The 14,151-nt window shown below is 43.7% G+C and carries 10 protein-coding genes; 9 read left to right on the top strand and 1 reads right to left on the bottom strand.

Translation table 11 applies throughout. The features are described 5' to 3' along the window. Positions 1-41 precede the first annotated feature (41 nt). The 9 genes from LEP1GSC050_RS06760 to LEP1GSC050_RS06720 all read left to right on the top strand — a co-directional run bounded on the left by LEP1GSC050_RS06760 (position 42) and on the right by LEP1GSC050_RS06720 (position 12,116). The gene (locus tag LEP1GSC050_RS06760) at positions 42-1,877 is read left to right on the top strand and encodes a lipoprotein LipL71 (protein WP_010570488.1); all 1,836 of its coding nucleotides are present in this window, start codon (positions 42-44) and stop codon (positions 1,875-1,877) included. 153 nt (positions 1,878-2,030) lie between these two features. Next, positions 2,031-2,909, top strand: coding sequence for a carboxylating nicotinate-nucleotide diphosphorylase (gene nadC, locus LEP1GSC050_RS06755; protein WP_010570487.1), 879 nt, complete (start codon positions 2,031-2,033; stop codon positions 2,907-2,909). Then, positions 2,909-4,933: a RelA/SpoT family protein gene (locus LEP1GSC050_RS06750; RefSeq protein WP_010570486.1), complete on the top strand. Its 2,025-nt coding sequence runs from the start codon at positions 2,909-2,911 to the stop codon at positions 4,931-4,933. The genes nadC and LEP1GSC050_RS06750 overlap by 1 nt, the downstream gene beginning before the upstream one ends. A gap of 91 nt (positions 4,934-5,024) precedes the next feature. Continuing rightward, positions 5,025-6,863: an extracellular solute-binding protein gene (locus LEP1GSC050_RS06745; RefSeq protein ID WP_010570485.1), complete on the top strand. Its 1,839-nt coding sequence runs from the start codon at positions 5,025-5,027 to the stop codon at positions 6,861-6,863. A 4-nt stretch (positions 6,864-6,867) separates the two neighbouring features. Further along, positions 6,868-7,935: a hypothetical protein gene (locus LEP1GSC050_RS06740; RefSeq protein ID WP_010570484.1), complete on the top strand. Its 1,068-nt coding sequence runs from the start codon at positions 6,868-6,870 to the stop codon at positions 7,933-7,935. Between the two features lie 91 nt (positions 7,936-8,026). Further along, complete coding sequence (purB, locus tag LEP1GSC050_RS06735) at positions 8,027-9,328, top strand: adenylosuccinate lyase (protein WP_010570483.1); 1,302 nt, start codon at positions 8,027-8,029, stop codon at positions 9,326-9,328. A gap of 4 nt (positions 9,329-9,332) precedes the next feature. Next, the gene (locus tag LEP1GSC050_RS06730; protein ID WP_020987443.1) at positions 9,333-10,094 is read left to right on the top strand and encodes a Rossmann-fold NAD(P)-binding domain-containing protein; all 762 of its coding nucleotides are present in this window, start codon (positions 9,333-9,335) and stop codon (positions 10,092-10,094) included. After that, complete coding sequence (locus tag LEP1GSC050_RS06725) at positions 10,091-11,167, top strand: helix-turn-helix domain-containing protein (protein WP_020987674.1); 1,077 nt, start codon at positions 10,091-10,093, stop codon at positions 11,165-11,167. The genes LEP1GSC050_RS06730 and LEP1GSC050_RS06725 overlap by 4 nt, the downstream gene beginning before the upstream one ends. Positions 11,168-11,297: 130 nt before the next feature. After that, the gene (locus LEP1GSC050_RS06720) at positions 11,298-12,116 is read left to right on the top strand and encodes a sterol desaturase family protein (RefSeq protein ID WP_010570479.1); all 819 of its coding nucleotides are present in this window, start codon (positions 11,298-11,300) and stop codon (positions 12,114-12,116) included. Positions 12,117-12,129: 13 nt separating this feature from the next. Here the strand turns inward: LEP1GSC050_RS06720 and LEP1GSC050_RS06715 are convergent, their stop codons facing one another. Then, on the bottom strand, positions 12,130-14,142 hold the full coding sequence (locus LEP1GSC050_RS06715; RefSeq protein ID WP_040911208.1) for a PAS domain S-box protein: 2,013 nt from the start codon (positions 14,140-14,142) through the stop codon (positions 12,130-12,132). Between the last annotated feature and the right edge of the window lie 9 nt (positions 14,143-14,151).

Genomic DNA, 14,151 nt, shown 5'->3' with positions numbered 1-14,151 from the left:
GCTACGATAGAGAAAACCGATTCCAGGCTGGTGCAAAACAAATGAAATCCTTTCGAGCTACATCTTTCCGATTCCTACTAATACTAGGGATCCTCGGCGTTTTGGTCGCTTGCGGTGCTGAGCTCCCCGTTAGAGAGCTTGCAGAAGCGAAATCAGCGATCACTCGAGCCAAGGAATCCGGTGCAGAAAAATACGCGCCTGGTGAATACGAGGAGGCTCGCAAGAGCCTTTTTACGGCTCACGAAAAGGCCTCCAACGAGGACTTAGGCGAAACGAAGAAAAGTGCGGTGTATGCCAGAGCAAAAGCTTTGGATGCGCAGGAAAAATCATTTCCATCGTTAACCGAAGAATCCAAAAAACAAGCTACGGCCGCGATCGACGAGGCCGAGGAAGCTTTCGCGTCGCAACTTGCCGCAGAACCGTATACAAATGCGGTAGAACTTCGTAAAGAAGGTGATACTCTTCGCGATAATGCGGATCGGGCCTTAGAATCCTATCCAAAAGAATCCGGAGATGACGCTAAATTAAAGACTCGTTTAGCCGCATTCGAGCAATACGAGCAAAGCAATAAAAAGTATCTGGATTCTAAAAAATCCGCTCAGGATGCAAAAGCTTTAGCCCTCTCTCAAAAGCAGCAACTGATCGATTCTCTATCCGATATCGAAAAGAATCTGGACGATGCAGATCGTTATGCGGGCGGCCAGGATCCCGAAGTGGGACAGACCAGACAACGACTGAACGCAACTAAGTCGAAAATCGACGAAGGCAAAATCAAAGAAGGATATTCCGAAGTAGAAGACCTTCGTAAAAAGTCGAATGAACTCGTAGCAAAGAATATTCAATCCTACGCCGCCAAGAAAAAGGAAGAAGCTAAGGATAGTATCGCTAAGGCAAAAGATAAACTTGCCGGAATCGATCAAACTAAAGTAACTTCTAGCAAAGATATTCAAACCTCTTACCAAAGAGCCGATGAAAATTTAAAGGCCGCCGATGAATCCTTAGTAGCTGCGGAAGATTTCTTTTCTTCGGAAAAATACGAAGATTCGATCAGTCGCTCCGAGGAAGCGATTCGACTTTCTAGAATTGTCGTTGATCAGTCAGATGATATTGCAGAGCGGATTAAATCAGGCGCTTCCGTTGCCGGACGTACCGGAACTGGCGAAGAAGATAGAAATGCGACAGTCGATGGCGCAGAGGGTAAAACGACACATACGAAGACCAAAACGACCGGTACGAGCGGAAAGGCTTCGGCAAGTTCCGGTGAACTTCCGGAAGGATGGAAGAGGTATGTGGTTAGAAAAAGAGTTCCTGCTGACTGCCTCTGGAGAATTGCGTCATACAAACAGCACTATGGTACTGGACGACTCTGGAAAAGAATTTATGATGCAAACAAAGGAAAGATCAAGAATCCAAGCCTGATCTATCCTAAACAAGTGCTTTTGATTCCTCCGAGAAAGGGATCTACGAAATTCGATCCTAAGAAAGCTAAGAAAAAGCATTCAGGTAGTGATGAAGTGGAAGCAGTAACGGATGAAAAGAAAAAGTCCGAGAGCACCACAACACCGAAACCTGATGCAGAAGAAGAGCATTCCGAGGAAGATCATTCTCAAAATCCTCAGCCTCAGGCGGAAGAGCAACATGCTCCAGGGCAGCAACAAGCGCCTGCGGCAGATCAGCATGCTCCCGCTCCGGAGCACCAACAGGCACCGCCCGAAGAACAGGCTCCACCGGAACAGCATAACCCTCCCGAAGAGCAAAGCGCTCCTCCGCATGACGAGCATCAACCTTCAGAAGGGCAAAATACAAATCCATCCAATACGGAAGGACATACCCCATCTTCTAGCGGTGAAGAAAAAAAGCCTGATACAGGAAAATAGTCCTAGGTTTTAGCAACTCCTATTTCGATTCCTTGATGGAATAGCCCGGCCCGGTATTGGATCCGGGCTTTTCTTTTTCTAACGGGAATTCCCGAGGAATTCCGCTTGATCCCTTCTATAAGCAAGTAAGACTTCTATTTAGATGGAGTCGTTGTGAAAAGGGCTTACACAAAGCCTATTTCCGAAGTCGTTTCGGAGGATTACTTTCCTTTGGCCAAAATGGCTTGGGAGGAAGACTGTCCTGACGAAGATATAACCTCGGTTTCCCTTTTTCAGCCGGAACAAAAAGCATTCGCTAATTTGAATGCTCGCGAAGATGGAATTCTATGCGGAAGCGGCGTAATCGAAGCTCTCAATCGACTTTCCGGTGAAAGTTTGGAATCCATATTTTTCTTTAAAGACGGAGATCGTTTCCGTAAGGGAGATAAGATCGCCGAACTTAACGGAAGTTTGATATTATTATTGCGAGTGGAACGAATACTACTGAATTTTTTGCAGTATTTATCGGGAATATCCACCGAAACAAGGAAAGTCGTAGATCGCTACGGATCGAACGGCTTGATGATTTTGGATACTAGAAAGACCTTACCGGGATATCGGAAACTTGCTAAATATGCGGTTTACTGCGGAGGAGGATCAAATCATAGACTTGACCTATCCGAAATGGCAATGATTAAGGACAATCATCTCGCATTATTCGAACATGCATCCATTCCTGTAAAAAGAATTCGAGACAGATACCCGGGCAGACTCGTAGAACTAGAAATCGACTCGCTCTCGCAATTGGAAGACGCTTTGCAGGCAAGTCCAGACGTACTTATGTTGGACAATTTCAGTCTGGAAGATACGAAAAAGGCACTCGAAACGATAAAAAAAACGAATCCTTCGATAAGGATAGAATGTTCCGGACGAATCACTCCTGAGAAGTTGGAAGCATTATCGAAATTTTCAGGTGTCGGCGTCAGTATGGGATACTTAACTCACACCACACGATTCCTCGACCTCGGCTTAGATATACGGACGGATTATTGATGGGATTTGTGAAAGCTCCCGCAACCAAAGAAATGCTTTTAGAAGGAGTCCGAGATCGTCTCGGACCGGAGTCTCTGGAACTCGTGGAAAAAGCATATAAGATTTCCGAAGATGCACACCAGGGGCAGTTTCGTCTATCCGGAGAGCCTTATATCGTGCATCCGTTGCAGGTAGGCTATATTCTTTACGAGCTGGGATTGGACGAAAAAGTAATTTCCGCCGGAATTCTTCACGATGTTATAGAAGATACGAAATATACCCGGGAAAATATGGTCTCGGACTTTGGCACCGAAATCACCCAACTTGTGGAAGGCGTCACGAAAATTTCGGAGATCAAGAGCCAATCTCGAGAAACGGAGGCTGCCGAAAATATCCGTAAAATCATCATCGCTACGATTCAAGATATTCGAGTCATACTGATCAAGCTTGCGGACAAAACGCATAATATGAGGACTCTTTCCTTTCAGCCGCCCGAAAAACAACGCAGGATTGCTAACGAAACTCTTTCACTTTACGCGCCTATCGCGGGAAGATTAGGTATTTATAAAGTTAAGTCGGAGCTGGAAGACCTCGCTTTTCAGGTCATTTATCCGGAAGAATACCAGGATATAAAAAAAAGAATCAATGTAAAGAAATCCGAGCGAGAAGAGTATATTGATAAACTTCAAATTATTCTAAAGCAACGTTTGGCGGAAATAAATATCAACGCGCAAGTCGACGGAAGAGCGAAACATTTCTTCTCCATTTATAGAAAAATGAAAACGAAGGAGAAAACCTTCGACGAAATCTTCGATTTGAGAGCGATTCGGATAATTACGGACGAAATCAAGGATTGCTATGGAGTTTTAGGAATTGTGCATACTCTTTGGACTCCTGTTCCGGGAAGGTTCAAAGACTACATAGCGACTCCTAAGACGAATATGTATCAATCCTTGCATACGACCGTGATCGGTCCCGACGGGAAACCTCTCGAGGTTCAAATTCGAACTGCGGAGATGAACGCAATCGCCGAATTCGGAATCGCGGCACATTGGGTGTACAAAGAAGGTAAGACCCATGCTAACGAACGGCATCTAACCGTAAAATGGTTGGAGGTCCTTCAATCCTGGCAGGATTCTGCATTGGATCCGAAAGAATTCCTGGAAGAGTTAAAATATGATCTTCATGAAGACGAAGTGTTCGTTTTTACTCCGAAGGGCGAGATCATTCAGCTTCCGAAGGGCGCGACTGTGCTCGACTTTGCATTTAGAATTCATACTGACGTTGGTCTCCATTGTAAGGGAGCTAAAATAAATAATAGAATGATTCCCTTACGAACGGAGTTACGTAGCGGGGACCAAGTGGAGGTTGTAGTTGATAAACGATCAAAACCTTCGCCGATTTGGCTTAGAATCGTTAGAACTACTTCCGCTCGACAAAAACTTCGAGCCTACTTCCGGAAGCTTCGCGAGGAGAGTCGCAAAGATCTGGAACATGGGGCCGAATCTGCCGCAGAACTTACCCTCAATGCGGAGGTCCTGGAAGAGCTGAAGAGAAAGCCTTCGCACGATAAGAATCAAAAGCAAGGCCATTCAGGCGAAGGCCGGGTCCTCGTCGCAGGATTAAGGGATATTCCCGTGCGCCTTTCCGGCTGCTGTTCTCCTTTGCCGGGGGACCAAATTATCGGATTTGTTACGAGAGGGCGCGGGGTTTCCGTTCACAAGAAAAATTGCAGCGTGGCATTGAAACAGAGGGAAGAAGAGCAACTTCGAATCATATCCGTCGATTGGGATTATGGACAAACCGAACCGGTTCCTGTAAGAGTCGAAGTTAAGGCCAGGGATCGTCAAGGAATCTACTTAGAAATGGTTAAAAGCATTTCGGGAACCCAGACGAATATTTTGGAAGCGGGAGCTTCCACCGTTCAGAAAGACACTCTAATGGCGCGATTCATGATCGAAGTAGAGCATCTGGATCAGCTAAAGGAAATTCTTGGAAATCTTAAGCGGATACCGGACGTAGTGTTCGCTCATCGAGTAAAATAAGCCGTTTCAATTCGAAAAATCCCTTTAAAAACCGTATTCAGTTTGCCCGAAATGCAGTCTTTGCAAAAGTTTCTAACGAGCGAGGTGCACATTGAAACGGGAAACGAATTGGGTACAAAAAATTCGGAATTCGATCATACTCCTGATTATAGGCTTTTTGATCGGACTGACTTTTTCCTGCGGAGAGAAAGAAGACTCCGATAACGGAACCGTTGTTAAGGATATTTCTTGGCAAGGGGCATATTCATCAATACCGGAAGCATTAAGAAAAAATAATCCTATTGCTTCCAACGACGCTAAGAAAGGCGGAACGCTCCGAATTTACAGCCATCAATTCCCGAAATCTTTAAATTATTATCTAGAGCAATTCTCCACAACTGCGGAAATATTTCAAACGATGTTCGAGCCTTTGTTGGAGTACCATCCGATAACGCTGGAACCGATTCCTCACTTGGCAAGTTCCTGGAAAATCTCCGCAGATAAGAAAAAATTCACGTTTGCGATCGATAGGAACGCGAAATGGTCCGACGGTAAACCGGTTACTGCAAAAGACGTTCTCTTTACTTATGAAACCTTAATGAACAAAGAGAACAATACGGCAGTGTTCCGGATCGGATTAGCTCGATTCGAAAAACCGATAGTATTAAGCGAATATGAAGTCGAATTTACGCAAAAAGAAATTCATTGGTCGAATTTCGAAACGGTCGCGCATTCCCTATTTATTCTTCCTGAACATCACTTTAAGGAAAAAGATTTTAATAAGGAAAACTTCGAATTCCCCGTAGTTTCCGGACCGTACGAACTTTTATCGGCTAAAAAAGGAAGATATATCCGCTTACGTAGACGCGGAGACTATTGGATGCGCGCTTATCCCTTTTATAAGGGAAGCGATAACTTCGACGTTCTTTTATTTAAAGTTTATACCGAGGAAGCGGTCGCGTTTCAAGCCTTTAAAAAAGGCGACATCGACATATATCCGGTTTATAAGGCATATACTTGGGTGAAGGAGGCGACGGGCGAACCATTCGATAAAAATTATATCGTTAAGCAAAAAGTTTATAACGATAAGCCGATAGGTTTTCAAGGCTGGGTGTTTAATATGAGGCGTCCGCCGTTCGACGATGTCCGCGTTCGGAAGGCGATCGCACATTTGGTGGATAGGAAACTTCTAGTTGAGAAACTAGCGTTTAACGAATACGACTTAACGGACGCGTATTACACGGGAGTATGGCCCGGAAATTCCACGCCCAACCCTCCGATCGATTATGATCCGGCAAAGGCACGAAAACTTTTATCGGAAGCCGGTTGGAAGCCCAATGCAAAGGGGATTCTGGAAAAGGGGGGCAAAGAATTTAAATTCGCAATTTTAGATAGAGATAAAGGAACCGAAAAATATTTTACGGTTTTTATTGAACGCGCAAAGGAACTCGGGATCCAAGCTAGTATCGATCTCACCGATTTAGCAGAGTGGAGTTCGCGCGTCGATAAATACGATTTTGATATGACCTGGGCCGCATGGGGTGGGGGATTATTTCCCGATCCGGAACCTATGTGGTTTTCAAAATACGCGGATGAAACCGGCCAGAATAATTTGGCCGGTTTTAAAAGTTCCGAAGTCGATAAGTTAATCCAAGAACAAAAGACCGAGTTCAACGTACAAAAACGTACGGATCTACTTCGTAAAATCGATAAGGCTTTAACAAAAGAGGTTCCATATGTCCTACTTTGGAACACAAAATCCACTCGACTATTGTATTGGAATCGATTCGGATTCCCTATCAATCCTTTAGGAAGGTTTAACGGAGAGAGCGGTGCTAATCATCTTTGGTGGTTGGACGAGAATAAATCGGACTTATTAAACTCTAATAAAAAGTCTAAAAGCGCTATGCCGACCTATTCTCCCGTGCTCAAGTATTCTCCGCAACTTTAGAAAAATGGCAAAGAAGGGAAGACTCTCCGAATTTGGAGATGCGATTCGGAATTTCTGGAATTCTCCGGGAATTCCAAACTTTATCGAGATCCTTGAAAAGGGACTGGATAAAGAACTCTTCTTCGATCACGAAAAAACAGAGGAACGGATACCTCTCGAAGATCTCCCGATCGATTTTCGGCTTAGGCAGTCAGGATTCTTTCGGAAATTATACGAGCGGGTTTTTCCGGTTTCTCATGTATTCAGAATTACCCATCGATATGGTCGGGAATTTTTAGACAGCTTTATGCCGCTGGCGTCCGAGAACTACATCGGGCGCGGTTCTTACAAATTCGTATATGCCTTACCTTGGAATCAGGTTGTTAAGATCGGTAAGTCAAAGCTTCCTTCCGATCCTATTTTCGGTTCTTTATACAAAGAGGTGCAAAGGAATTTGGGAAAATATCTGAAGCCGGAAGAAATCCGTCTGATGGAGTTCCTACAGAGCGCTACCTGGAAAGAATCTGCCAAGGACGAGATTCGATTTAAGTTTGCGAGATTGGGTCTGGAGCGACTTCATTATTGGAAACTAAAAAGTTTGATTCCGGATCTCGTGCTTCCCACTCGATTTTTTATGGGCCTTCGATTTCGTAAAAGTCCGTTCGGAATTCCTATCATCACTCTTACTCCATGTGATAACCAAAATCTTTTGCCTGGAAAGCATTTGAAAGAATTCATTCGCTTAAACGAGAAGATTAGACAGAACCCGATTCAGGACGCCCTTTTTCCCAAATGGAAGTTAAATTTCGATACTCATAGATTCGGAATCATCAACAAGGCGAAACTTAAAAAAATCGCAATGGATTTTCATAGAGTCATCGAAGTGACTCGTTATTTAGCCGACGAGGAAAAATTAATCTTCGATATCCATTCGGAGAATATCATTATTACGATCCCGGATTTCGAATTAAAGATTTTCGACTATCACGTTTTTGACGAGCACCTTTACGAACCTAGCAAGGAAAACCCTTCGCCCGAGGTGGATCATATCAATTTGATCAAAGAGTTTGTGAGGTCTTTCGACTTAGGTTGACGTCTTCCTAAAGCGCTTTTTCCCGTTTACGGGAAGCTTAAGGTTGAAAATCCTATCATAGAGAGGGGAGACTTTCCCCCAGGAAGTTCCGATGATCGACCGTTATTCTAACCCGGAAATTGCAAGAATCTGGGAACTAGAAAATAAATTCAATATTTGGAAAGAAATCGAAATTCTCGCGTGTGAAGTGAGAACCAAGAAGGGAGAAATCCCGGAAGAGGATTTCGAAGAGATTCGGTCCAAAGCTCGTTTTAAGGTCGATGAAATACTGGAAATCGAATCGAAGGTTCATCACGATGTGATTGCCTTCTTAACCAATATGAATTCTTATATTGGGCCTGCGGGACGTCATGTTCACCATGGACTCACTTCCTCTGATATCGGCGATACGGCCTTATGCGTTCAGATGGTACAGGCAATGGAGCTCATTCTTCGTAAGACCGATCAACTGATTGAGGCGATCCGAGAAAAAGCGATTCAGTATAGAGATCTTCCTTGTATCGGTAGGTCGCATGGAATTCACGCCGAGCCGATGACACTCGGATTAAAATTCGCTCTCTTTTACGAAGAGATGCGCAGGAACCGTAGCCGTCTTCAAACCGCAAAGGAAGAAATCGCGGTGGGAAAACTTTCGGGCGCCGTAGGAACTTATTCCAATATCGAGCCCGATATAGAGGAGTATGTTTGCGAACGATTGGGTTTAAAGCCAGACCCGATTGCGACTCAGGTAGTGTCTAGAGATAGGCATGCAGCTTATATGTCGGCTCTCGGCGTGACTGCAGCTAGCCTGGATCGTTTCGCAACCGAAGTTCGTCTCTTGCAAAAGACGGAAGGCCGTGAAGTGGAGGAGCCGTTTTCCGTTGGACAAAAAGGTTCTTCGGCTATGCCTCATAAACGAAATCCGGTGATATGCGAAAGAATTTCCGGAATCTCAAGAGTAGTACGTTCGAACGTACAAACCGCTTTGCAGAACGTTCCACTTTGGCATGAACGAGATATTTCCCATTCCTCCGCGGAACGTATCGTGATCCCGGATTCGACGATAGCGCTCGAATACATTTTAGATAAGATGTTATTCGTAGTCAAAAACCTGCATGTTTATCCGGATGCGATCGAGAGAACATTAGGAATCACGCGTGGATTAATATTTTCTCAAAAAGTTCTTCTTCACTTAATCGAAAAAGGAGGAATCACTCGAGAAGATGCGTACTCGATAGTTCAGGGACATGCGATGGCGGTTTGGGCGGACCAAACTCAGACGTTAAAAGGTAGACTCGCAGCCGATCCGAAGGTTCAAGAAGTTCTGAATCCGGACGATCTGGATGCGATTTTCCGAATAGAACCGTATCTGGCGAAAGTAGGGCTGATCTACAAGCGTCTCGGATTAGAATAATTTGATGGATTCTTTCGCAATTCTCGGGTTGGGTTATACCGGATTGCGAGCGATTCGAGCTCTGGAATTAGATCTTCCTGTTATCGGTTTTTCCGCAAACACTCGTACGGATACCTCTAAAAAAGTCGATTTTTCGCAACCGGAAGCGATCCAAAAATTTAAGTCCGAGTTCGAAAGTTCTCCTTTTGAAGCGTTGATCGTAACCTTTCCGATCCATTCCCTCGCGACACGCGATTTGCTTTTGGAGGTCCTACCGAAAGTGGCCCGCCGGCGTTGGTTGCTCGGAACGACAAGCATCTATCAACGCGGAGGCGATATACTCGAGACGACCCCAAAAAATTCCGATCATGCGCGTTACGAAATAGAAGAACGATTCTTGGAGAGCGGTGGGAAAATTTTAAGGCTTTGTGGGATTTACGGGCCGAAACGGAATCCGGGTGACTGGGCGCGAAAAGGTCTGGTCAAAAAAAACAAACGGCAACTGAACTTAGTTCATGTTGACGATATAACTCAAGTTCTTAGAAGAATCCTCCTCGACCGCAAGGACACTCTCCCGTCGGAGCTTTTATTATCCGACAATCAATGGCATACTTGGTTCGAGATCTTCCGATTTTTAGAAGATAACGGAAAAATCGACCCAAGAAACGAGGAAGAATCGGATCGAGAGGACGCATTTGTCGATAGTAGTCTAATTAGGAAATTTCTTCCTGGTTTACAAACAAAGGACTTTTGGGGAGAATTGGAAAAACTGGAAGAACTCCCTTGATCTCAGAGATCACAAATATCCTTCATTATTTCTGTCTTTCGAACTTAATCTTTCTTATAGGATTATTTGCATGGAGATATCATTACGATCTCAGAATTCGAATCGCTGCAGGCTTTTCTTTCGGAATTATCTGCTATATTATCCTTTCCTTAGATCCGAACATGCTGATTCCGCTCCCGATTCGGGTCGGGCTATTCGGGGGACTTCTTAGTTTACCTTTTTTTTTCTGGATCTTAAGCTCCGCTATCTTCGTGGATAATTTTCAACCGAAGCTTTGGCATTGGTCTTTATTGATAGGAAAGATTTTGATATCGGCTTTACTCGTTTATCCGGTACTGGATGAAATCAATATGAGAGGTCCGATCGAATCGGAAACCGTCATTGCTCATATCATAGTTCCGACCTTACTTTCTCTCGCGTTTGTCCTGGCCGCCATTCTGCAGACGTATTCCGGAAGAAAGGACGATCTAATAGAAACTCGACGTCGATTGAGGGAGGTCCACATTCTCGTTACCGGTAGCGTCATTACTTTCTCGATATTCTCCCATTTGATTTTACGCGGAAAAGCGCTTTCGGAAATCCTGGATTTATTAAACGTAGTTCTCGCTTGGGGATTGATCCTTGCGTTCATGCATTTAGTGCTCGAACTTAAAGACGGTTTGGTCGATCCGGAGCCGGACGGAGAAATCGAAGAAGAGGAACGGGTCATTCAAGCGGATCCGGCGTTAAAGAGAAAATTAGTCCTGGCTTTCGAAGAAGAAAAGCTATATCGAAAAGACGGGCTAACGATCGGCCAATTGGCGGAAGATTTGGAAGTTCAGGAATATAAACTAAGACGTCTGATTAATCAGGGTATGGGTTTTCGAAATTTTCCCGACTTCCTCAATCGATATCGGATCCAAGAAGCATGCGAAATCCTATTGGATTCCGGAAAGGACGAGTTTCCGATTATTCGAATCGCTATGGACTTAGGCTACCAATCCTTAGGCCCGTTTAACAGGGCGTTCAAAGAACTTACCGGCGTCACTCCGACAGAATTTCGTAAAAATCGAGAAAGGCAACCTCAGTCATAAAATTCATCGATAAATCCTCCCTGATTTCGGAATCGGCTAGGTCTTTTCATGATCTAATAGAATCCCGAAGGTCCTACTGTTAAAATACGATATTGAAAGCGAAAAGAAATAAAGACGGCGAGGTGGAATCATGACTGAGTTAGTTCAAAAAATCGGATACGAAGGTTACTACGTATTCTCGCTCGTGACATTATGGGTAAGATATTTATTCATGGCCGGATTGGCATATTTCTTCGTATGGTACGTTTTTAGGGATAAATTAAAACACAGGATTATCCAATCGAGATTGCCTGAAAAAGAAAAAATCTATTACGAGCTTAAATATTCCGCGTTAACTTTATTTATTTTTGCCGCCTCGGGAATCTTGGTCTATTGGATGAAAGAACAAGGTTGGACCCTACTGTACGAAAAGGTTTCCGATTATGGAGTCGCGTACATGGTGTTCAGTATCGTGGCACTGATATTATTACATGATACCTATTTCTATTGGACTCACCGGTTAATGCATCACCCGCTTCTTTTCAAAAAAATGCATTTAACTCATCATAGATCCACAAACCCTTCTCCTTGGGCCGCATTTTCCTTCCACCCGTACGAGGCGGTCGTAGAGGCGGGGATTATTCCTCTTGCTGCCTTGATTTTACCGATGCATTCCATAGCGCTTTTGGTTTTTTTCTTCTATAGCAATTTCCTAAACGTTTTAGGTCACCTTTCCTTCGAACTTTTTCCGAAAGGATTTTTGGATAATAAATTTCTAAGATGGCATAATACGACGACGCACCACAATATGCATCATCGATATTTTAACTGTAATTACGGATTATATTTTAATATTTGGGATCGCTTAATGGGGACGAATCATCCGAAATATTTGGAAACCTTCCGAGAAGTTACGAATCGCGATCCGGAAGAGGTTTCGATCACCGATGCAAACACGCAAAATGCATGATTAACTTAATAGATTAAGATAGGATCGGGAATCGAACTCGAGTAGTTGTTCCTTTCGAATGAGTCAAGTCCAGGACGTTCCCCTTTAGTTGTTTAGCTAATAGGTCTACGAGTTCTAAACCCATTGACTCTGAAGGTCGAACTTTCGGGTCCTTCCCGCTTCCGTTATCGCTGACTTCTAAGTGAACCCAGTTGCCCTCCGTGTAAAAAGCGATTCCGAGCGATTTTACTTCGGCAGAAGGCTTTGAAATAAAGGCGTGCTTCAAAGCGTTTGTGACTAACTCGTTCAATATGAGACCGATAGGAATGAACGCGTTTTGTCTAAGAGGGACCGGTTCGCACCTAAGATCTATTCGGATTTCGTCTGTCTTGTATCCGAAGGATCGTAAGAGGCTTTCGACAAGTCTACTTACGTATTCGGGGAAGAACTCGTCGCTAATGGAATTTTTTCCGTATAGCGATTCATGCACGTAAGCCATCGATTGGATTCTGTTTTGACTTTCGAAAAGCACCGATTTGGATTCGGACTCTTCGCTTAAATCCATGTGCATCGACAGTAAGCTAGATAGTACTTGCAGATAATTCTTTACCCGGTGATGGACTTCTTTTAGCAAGATCTCCTTCTCTTCAAGAGTTTTTGACATGATCTCTTCGGCGGCCTTTACTTGACTAAAATCGGTGATAAATCCCTCTAACGCTAAAATCTCTCCGTTTTCTCCCTTTACGGCGGAACCTTGTTCCCAAGCCCATCGAAGGTTACCATTTCTATGCAAGATGCGATAAACTAAACGATAGGATTGGTTTGCATTAATGGCGGTTACGACTTCGTTATAGACTCGTTCGCTATCATCTTCATGAATGATGCTACCGAACGAAACGGTTCGGTTATCCACGAAATCGGAAGGAGAATAACCGGTTAACTCGAAGCACCCGTCGCTAATGAATTCCATCGTCCAGTCGATATTCACTTTGCATCGATATGCGATTCCAGGTAGATTTTTTATTAAGGTGGAAAGCTGTCGTTCGCGTTCCTTTAAAGCGCCTTCTGCCTTCTTGAAGGGCGTGATATCCGTGCTCATGGCAAGGGCGCCGTCATAATTTCCGTTGATGTCGAAAATCGGACTACTCGACATCAATAACCAAATAGATTCCCCTTTCTTATTCTTAAAATGAAAATCGTGAATTTCGCTTAACCCTAATTTCCGTTCGGCCAATCTCTTTTCGACGATCGTTTTGAATTCGGGGTCGATAAAGTCGAATAGGGATTTTCCGATAAAATCCTTTTCGGATATTTCCAAAAAATCGCACATCTTATCGTTCACGAAGGATGTATTCGCATCCTTATCGATCATCCAAATCCCTTCCTGAGTGGTTTCTATTATTTTTTTATAATCATTTTGGGTTTGCGTTAACTCGTTTTTAGTTTCTTCGAAATAGAAGAATAAAATTGCGATCGCCAAAGAGATTCTAAAAAAACCGCCGATTGAAAAACCGATATAAGCAAATTCCGGAATTGGCCTCAAGATCGGATAATTTAAGACATGAAAACCCCATAATATAAGTATCCATCCGGCGATCTTTTTTCCAATATTGTTATCAGTTAGCCTTAAAAAGGAAACGCCTGTGAATATCTGGGAAAATCCGATCAGAATATAAACGGGACTCATCAGTAAAAAATTATTAGTATTGATCACGTCCAGATAGACAGCCCAGACTCCGACGACCATTAAGATTATCTTTGCCGCGTTCGGGGTCGCCCTTTTCAGGAAATACATGCATCCAATCAACTGAAAAGTCGCGATCAAAAAATCAAAGGTCACATTCGGATAGAATCGATAAATCTCCGTCATTCCGGTCGCTAGAAAAATATTTCCGATATAAAACATAATATGGAAGAAGCAACATATCGCCCACATTAGTAGAGCTTTTTGCTTCTCCCTATAATAAAGATAAGAATAGATAGCGAATAGGAAGATACTCGAAGGTAAGGTTGCTAGAAGAGTGGGCAGTAGCCACGGATTCGACACGAGTTTCTA

Origin of the sequence: Leptospira broomii serovar Hurstbridge str. 5399 (genome assembly GCF_000243715.2) — a bacterium.
Lineage (GTDB): Bacteria > Spirochaetota > Leptospiria > Leptospirales > Leptospiraceae > Leptospira_B > Leptospira_B broomii.
Note: the sequence above shows the minus strand (reverse complement) of the source record. Positions and strands in the feature narration are given on the sequence as shown.

Bases quoted from the DNA above. Each gene is read 5' to 3' on its own strand.
- LEP1GSC050_RS06720 (WP_010570479.1), top strand. From the start codon at position 11,298: ATGACTGAGTTAGTTCAAAAAATCGGATACGAAGGTTACTACGTATTC.
- LEP1GSC050_RS06760 (WP_010570488.1), top strand. From the start codon at position 42: ATGAAATCCTTTCGAGCTACATCTTTCCGATTCCTACTAATACTAGGG.
- LEP1GSC050_RS06730 (WP_020987443.1), top strand. From the start codon at position 9,333: ATGGATTCTTTCGCAATTCTCGGGTTGGGTTATACCGGATTGCGAGCG.
- LEP1GSC050_RS06750 (WP_010570486.1), top strand. From the start codon at position 2,909: ATGGGATTTGTGAAAGCTCCCGCAACCAAAGAAATGCTTTTAGAAGGA.
- LEP1GSC050_RS06740 (WP_010570484.1), top strand. From the start codon at position 6,868: ATGGCAAAGAAGGGAAGACTCTCCGAATTTGGAGATGCGATTCGGAAT.
- purB (WP_010570483.1), top strand. From the start codon at position 8,027: ATGATCGACCGTTATTCTAACCCGGAAATTGCAAGAATCTGGGAACTA.